General features: G+C 78.4%; 7 protein-coding genes. 4 read left to right on the top strand and 3 right to left on the bottom strand.

Annotation, left to right across the window (positions count from 1 at the left end; genetic code table 11):
• Positions 1-539 precede the first annotated feature (539 nt).
• Together MW084_RS01100 and MW084_RS01095 are read left to right on the top strand one after the other, a co-directional pair.
• The gene (locus MW084_RS01100; protein WP_050986698.1) at positions 540-1,268 is read left to right on the top strand and encodes a GNAT family N-acetyltransferase; all 729 of its coding nucleotides are present in this window, start codon (positions 540-542) and stop codon (positions 1,266-1,268) included.
• Positions 1,269-1,349: 81 nt separating this feature from the next.
• On the top strand, positions 1,350-1,652 hold the full coding sequence (locus MW084_RS01095; RefSeq protein ID WP_277356126.1) for a DUF5133 domain-containing protein: 303 nt from the start codon (positions 1,350-1,352) through the stop codon (positions 1,650-1,652).
• Here MW084_RS01095 and MW084_RS01090 read toward each other — a convergent pair.
• From MW084_RS01090 to MW084_RS01080, 3 genes are all read right to left on the bottom strand, one after another.
• Complete coding sequence (locus MW084_RS01090) at positions 1,593-3,422, bottom strand: PP2C family protein-serine/threonine phosphatase (RefSeq protein WP_010468074.1); 1,830 nt, start codon at positions 3,420-3,422, stop codon at positions 1,593-1,595. The two genes, MW084_RS01095 and MW084_RS01090, sit on opposite strands and share 60 nt — an antisense overlap.
• A gap of 130 nt (positions 3,423-3,552) precedes the next feature.
• Entirely contained in the window at positions 3,553-3,777 is a 225-nt protein-coding gene (locus MW084_RS01085) for a hypothetical protein (protein WP_010468075.1), read from the bottom strand.
• Between the two features lie 104 nt (positions 3,778-3,881).
• Positions 3,882-4,727, bottom strand: coding sequence for a class I SAM-dependent methyltransferase (locus tag MW084_RS01080; RefSeq protein WP_010468078.1), 846 nt, complete (start codon positions 4,725-4,727; stop codon positions 3,882-3,884).
• A 72-nt stretch (positions 4,728-4,799) separates the two neighbouring features.
• Here MW084_RS01080 and MW084_RS01075 point away from each other — a divergent pair, with 72 nt between their 5' ends.
• Entirely contained in the window at positions 4,800-5,423 is a 624-nt protein-coding gene (locus MW084_RS01075; protein WP_039828648.1) for a TetR/AcrR family transcriptional regulator, read from the top strand.
• 65 nt (positions 5,424-5,488) lie between these two features.
• Positions 5,489-5,974, top strand: coding sequence for a YflT domain-containing protein (locus tag MW084_RS01070; RefSeq protein ID WP_010468081.1), 486 nt, complete (start codon positions 5,489-5,491; stop codon positions 5,972-5,974).
• Positions 5,975-6,009 lie beyond the last annotated feature (35 nt).

The following is a 6,009-nucleotide window of genomic DNA, read 5'->3' as shown; positions in this document are numbered from 1 at the left end:
GGGCCGCGCCCGCCCGGTGGCGACCCGCGCACCGCGNCCGGCCGCGCCCCGCCCGGCGGCGACCCGCACACCGCGCCCNGCCACCCGCCCGGTGGCGACCCGTCCTGCCCCCAGGCACACCCGGCGGGACCCTCCGCCCCGCACCCCGGCGCCGCGACCGGCCGCTCCCGCGGGGCCCGGACGGGCGGCCCCGGCCCCGCGAGAGNGNCCCCGGGACCGNCCTCCGCNGCGCCGCCGCGGAACCGTTCGGCGGCGGCGCGGCGCACACCGCCCCGGCCCCCGGGAGGACCCCGGGTAACCGCTGGTGAACGCGTCGGAACCGGGCTTCACCCAGGTGTGTACCGAGGTTCGGACGGGGTTCTGTTCTGCGAGGGGCACTGGCTGCATACTGTTCCTCCTCGCCCCGGTGCCGAAGCGGTCCGTCCGCCCGTGCGCCTCCCGTGACGCGGACGGCCCCGGCAAGGCGAGCACTCCTCCATCACTCGCGCGCCGCCCCGCCGGCGCGGGAGACCCCCTGCTCCTGGAAGACCCGAGGATCCGTGCCAGTACCTGTTGTCCTTGCCGGGCGCACCGTGCGCCTGGAGCCGCTGGCCATGCGCCACGCGGAGGGCCTCGCCCTGGCCGGCGCGCAGGACCGCGCCGCGTACGCCTACACCCCGGTGCCCGACGGCCTGGAGGCGGCACACGACTACGTCGCCCGCGCGCTGACCGATCAGGCGGCCGGACGGGCGCTCCCGTTCGCCCTGGTCACCACCGCCGACGGGCGGGTGGTCGGCTCGACCAGGTTCCTGGAGCTGGACTACTGGCGGGGCCCCGTGGTGTGGCCCCCGGTGACCGGGGTCCCGTACGGCGACCCGCTCACCGCCGTGCCCGACGCCGCCGAGATCGGCAACACCTGGATCGCCGGCTGCGCGCGGGGCACCGGGATCAACGCGGAGGCGAAGCTGCTCATGTTCCACCACGCCTTCGACACCTGGGGCGTCCGCCGGGTCGCGCTGCGCGCCGACGCCCGCAACGTCCGCTCCCGCGCGGCGATCGAGCGCCTCGGCGCCACCTGCGAGGGCGTCCGCCGCGCCCACTCGCGGGGCCTGGACGGGGTGGTCCGCGACACCGCCTTCTACTCGGTGCTCCACGAGGAGTGGCCCGCGGTCCGCTCCCTCATCGAGCTGCGCCTGGCCGCCGCCGTCCGCCCGCCGGTGCCCCTTCCCCGCGCCCGCCGCGACCGCCGCGACCAGGACGACGCGGCGGGGCGGCTGCTCCTGACCTGACCCGCGGGCCCGCGTGTCACCGGGGGGGAAGCCGGGTACACGCACGTCCCCTGGCCGTACGAAAGGAGCCATGTCGTGCTGATGGCCCACCCCGCCGTCCTGACGAAGCTGATCGAGGAGTACACGGCGCTCAGCAAGCTCGACGCCCACAACGGCGGACCGGAGGTGCGGCAGCGTCTGGAGGACGTCGCCTACACCCTGTGCGTCTCCACCGGCACGCGGGACGTCGACGCGGCGCTCATAGCGGCCCGCCACCGGCTGCCCGGTGCCCGGCCCGAGGACGACTCCCTGCTGGCCGGGACCGCCGCCCCCGCGGCCCCGGCCTCAGCCGCCGCCGGGCAGCGCGAGGTGCAGCAGGCAGACGTCGTCGCGCCGTGCGGGTGACATCGCCCCCACCAGTCGCACGGTGAGGCGCTCCGCCCCGGCCGCGGCGCGCACCGCGCCGCCCGCCAGCCGGGCGAGCCGGGCGAGGCCCTCGGCGAGGTCCTCGCCCGGGCGCTCGACCAGCCCGTCGGTGTAGAGGAGCAGGTGGTCGCCGGGGAGCACCGCGAACCGCCGCTCCTCGTACGAGGAGTCCGGGCCGGCTCCCAGCACGACCCCGGCGGGCCGCGTCAGGTACCCGGCCCTGCCGGCGCGCACCAGGAGCGGTGGCAGGTGCCCGGCCTGTGCCCAGGTCAGGGTGCGGTCCCACGGCCGGTACCGTGCCAGGACCAGCGTCGCCGTGGGGCGGCGCCCCTCCGGGGCGTGCAGCAGCAGCGCGTTCAGCCGGGCCAGGGCGTCCGGCAGCGGCGAACCGGTGACCACCATGCCCTTGGCGGTGAACCGCAGCTGCGCCATGGTCGCGACGGCGTCGACGCCGTGCCCGGCGATGTCCCCGACCGCGAACAGCCCGCTGCCGTCGGGCAGACCGACGGCGCTGTACCAGTCGCCGCCGACGCTCAGCCCGGCCTGAGCGGGCAGGTAGGACGCCTCCGTCCGCAGCCCGGCGACGGTGAGGGGCCCCTCCTGCCGGGGCAGCAGCGCCTGCTGGAGGCGCGCCGCCAGCTCCCGCTCCGACTCCAGCAGCCCCCGCTGGGCGAGGAGTTCCCGTTCCGACTCCAGCAGCGCCCGCTCGGCCCGCCGCCGCGCCGTGAGGTCCTGGCACAGGGCGTGGACCTCCGCGGTGGTGCCGTCCGCCCCGGGCACGGGCTCCGCTACCAGCCGCAGGTGCCGCGTCCCGGCCGGCGTCGTAACCCGCAGCGTCCGGTCCAGGGGGCGCCCCTCCCGCAGCAGCCGCCGGGCGGCTGCCGCGAGGCCCGCCGCGTCCTCCGGCACGACGCACCCGGGCAGTTCCTCCCAGGCCGGGGGTGCCTCGGCCGGGTCGAGGCCGAAGATCCGGTACGCCTGCCCGGACCACGCCGCCCGGCCGGTGCGCACCTCCCACTCCATCCGGCCCAGGCCGGCGAGGTCCTCCAGCCGCCGCCGGCGCGCCTCGCGGTCCGCCCCGCCGTGCCGCGTCCAGCAGACCACGAGCCGGTCGCCCAGCCGCGCGGCACGCACCGTCCCGGCGTCCACGGCTCCGCACCGGGGGAGCGGCCCGCTCTCGTAGGGCACGCCCGTGGCCAGCGCGTCCGCGCAACCGCGCCACGGGCCGGTGCCGGCGACGCCCGGATACGCCTCCAGGACGCGCCGGCCGACCAGCTCCCCGCCCCGCCGGCCCGCGGGGTCCGCGGACCCCGGGGCGGCCGCGTCGATCCGGTAGTCCTCCACCTCGCCCGACACCGGTGACCGCAGCGGGGTCAGCAGCAGCGCGGAGCCCGGCAGGGCGTCGAACACGGCCCGTACGGCGTCGGCGTCCGGCCCGGCCCCGGGCGCCGGGACCGCGGGGAGGGGCGGACCGGGCGCGGCGCGCCCGCGGGCGGCGCCCAGGACCGCCCGGCACTCCTCCGCCACGGTGCGGCCCCGCTCCCGGGCCCGCCGCGCCAGCGCGGCGCCCGCGGCCGGCGCGGACAGGCCCTCCCGCGCCATGAGGACGCCCTTGGCCCGCTCCCTGAGCGCGGCCGTCGCGAGCCTCTCCTCCAGCTCCCCGACCCGGGCCCGCAGCCTCGCGGCGGTCCGGGCGAGCGCCGCCACGTCCGAGGCTGCGCCGTCCGCCGGGACACGCGGTTCGTCCACCTTTCGAGCATGGCACAGCCGCCCGGCACCCGCCCGGGCCTCCGGACGGCGCCGGTGGAAGCGGGGGAGGGGTGCCGCGGGCGCCCGTACCGCCTCGGCACCCGGCCCGGACGGCGCCCGCGCCCGCGGGTCAGACGCGCTCGTGGGCGAACAGCTCCAGGTGCCCGCAGCGGGGGCAGCGGCCGGCGTCGATCTGCCAGCGGGGGCGGCCCATGCGCTTGGCGCCGCCCAGCATGCCGCGCTCCAGTGGTCCGGCGATCCAGCGGGCGTAGCCGCGGGAGTGCTCGCCGTCGTCCTCGACGAATCCGGGTTCCAGGCCGACGGTCCCGCACTGGGTGCACTTCGAGGTCTCCACCCGCCGAGCATAGGACCGCGCCCCCGCCCGCGGCCCGGCTTGCCCCGGCCCTCGGCGCGGCGCACGACCGGAGGGGCTCCGCCCCGCGGGCGGCCGGCGGGAGGTCAGGCCCGGTCCGCCCCCTCCCGGGCCGCCGTCGCCACGACGGTGGTGTACCGCACCGTGAAGGTGCCGCCCACCGCGTCCACGGCGGCACCGACCTCCGCCGAGAGCCGGTCCAGTACGGCCGGCGGGAGGTCGGCGTGGCCGCCCGTCGTGGGCAACTGGTCCAGCCACTCCTCCCGCGTGTACGGCCGCTCCCAGGCGAACCGCCACACCTCGGGTTCCCCGAACGCCCCCGCCGCCCGCATTCCGTCGGCGGCCCGGGCGAGGAGCTCCGCGTACCCCGGGTGTCCCTTCCCGGCGGCGGCCCTCCAGAAGCGGGCGGCCGGCGCGTCCGGCGCGAGCCGCCCGTACACCTCGGCGAAGGCCCCGGCGAGGTCGCGCGGCGGTCGGCCGTCGTTCCAGAACACGGCGAGCCGCCCTCCGGGCCGCAGGGCCTGCGCGGCCTTCGCCGCACCGGTGACCGGGTCCACCCAGTGCCAGGCCTGACCGGAGACCACGGCGTCGACCGACCGGCCCTTCGGGTCCCACGCCTCGAACGGGGCGATCTCGACCTCGTGGCCGTCACGCCGCGCCCGGTCGGCCATCCGGGCGTCGGGGTCCACGCCCAGCACCGTGCAGCCGGCCGCCCGGAACAGGCGGGCGACGATGCCGGTACCGGTGCCGACGTCGAGGACGCTCCGGCCCGGAGCGGCGGCGAGGACCGCTTCGACCAGGGCCCCGGGGTAGTGCGGCCGGGCCCGGTCGTAGCGTTCGGCGTCGGCGCCGAACGACTCGGCGACGCGGCGTGCGCGGAGCGGATCGTCGGATCGGGGGAGGGCCGGTTCCCCCGGCGGTAAAATGGGCATGTGCCCACTATGAGTGGGCGCGCGCCCACTCGTCAACGAGTGAGGGCCGCCGAGTACGGGGAGGGCCGTGCGGTGCCGACGGGAGTGGCGATCAGGCAGGTGCGGCGGCAGCTGTTCGACGCCGCCGAACGCGTTCTGCTGCGGGCCGGTCCGAGCGGCCTGACCAGCAGGGCGGTCACCGCGGAGGCCGGGTGCGCCAAGGGCGTCCTGCACCGGCACTTCGCCGACTTCGACGACTTCCTGGCCGGCCTGGTGGAGGACCGGGCCGCGGAAATCGGGGCCCGCGCGTCCGCGCTGCGCGGCCGGGCCGGCACCGGCACGGTCACCGGGAACCTCGCGGACGCGCTGGCGGACCTGTTCGGCACGGTCGCCGTGGCGGTCGTCGGGCTCGTGGCCGCGCGGGACGAACTGCGGGCGCGGCTGCGCCGGACGTGGCCGACGGGCGTGCCGCTCCTGACGGAGGCCGCGGCGGCGCTGGCCGCGTACCTCGCCGCCGAACGGGATCTCGGCCGCCTCCCGCCGGACGCCGACGTGGACGTGCTCGCCCCCGCGCTGGTCGGCGCCGGCCACCTGCTGTACGCCGACCGCACGGGCCCCGCACCCGCCCCCGGGGAACCGGAGAGGCTGGTCGCCGCGGTCCTCGCCCCGGCGGCCCGGTACGGCCGGTCCGGTTCGGCGGCACGGCCGCAGGAGTGAAACGCGCGGGGGTGGAGAGGCGGTTCGGGCAGAGTCAACGAGTACACCGAGGACGGAGGCACCCCATGGAGAGCATCGACCCCCGACCGCTGGACCCGGTCAGCGCCGCGTGGAACACGGTCGGCAGCTACGACTCCTACGAGGAGGCGCAGGCCGCCGTCGACCGCCTCTCCGACGAGGGGTTCCCGGTCGAGAACATCGACATCGTGGGGTCGGGCCTGAAGCTGGTGGAGCACGTCACCGGCCGGATCACCAAGGGCAGGGCCGCTGCCGCCGGTGCCGCCAGCGGCGCGTGGTTCGGCCTGTTCATCGGCATCCTGCTCGGCCTGTTCACCCCGGGGCGGGCCTGGCTGGGCCTGCTGCTCAGCGGTGTCGTCCTGGGCGCCGTGTGGGGTGCCGTGTGGGGCTTCGCCGGGCACGCCACCACGGGCGGCCGCCGCGACTTCTCGTCCGTCCGCACCCTCGCCGCGTCGAAGTACGACGTGATCGCCCGGGGCGGGCAGGCCGAGCGGGCGCGGACGATCCTGCACGGCTCCGGCCCGGCCGCCTGACGGTCCGCACCCCGGCCCGCCCGGCCCNCCCGGCC

Source organism: Streptomyces sudanensis (assembly GCF_023614315.1).
In the GTDB taxonomy this organism is placed as follows: domain Bacteria; phylum Actinomycetota; class Actinomycetes; order Streptomycetales; family Streptomycetaceae; genus Streptomyces; species Streptomyces sudanensis.
The sequence above is the reverse complement of the archived record's forward strand: the minus strand, read 5'-3'. Positions and strand labels throughout refer to the sequence as shown.

What these genes read in the sequence shown, in the direction of transcription:
- MW084_RS01070 (WP_010468081.1), top strand. Translation starts at nt 5,489, where the DNA reads ATGGAGAGCATCGACCCCCGACCGCTGGACCCGGTCAGCGCCGCGTGG.
- MW084_RS01095 (WP_277356126.1), top strand. Translation starts at nt 1,350, where the DNA reads ATGGCCCACCCCGCCGTCCTGACGAAGCTGATCGAGGAGTACACGGCG.
- MW084_RS01080 (WP_010468078.1), bottom strand. Translation starts at nt 4,727, where the DNA reads ATGCCCATTTTACCGCCGGGGGAACCGGCCCTCCCCCGATCCGACGAT.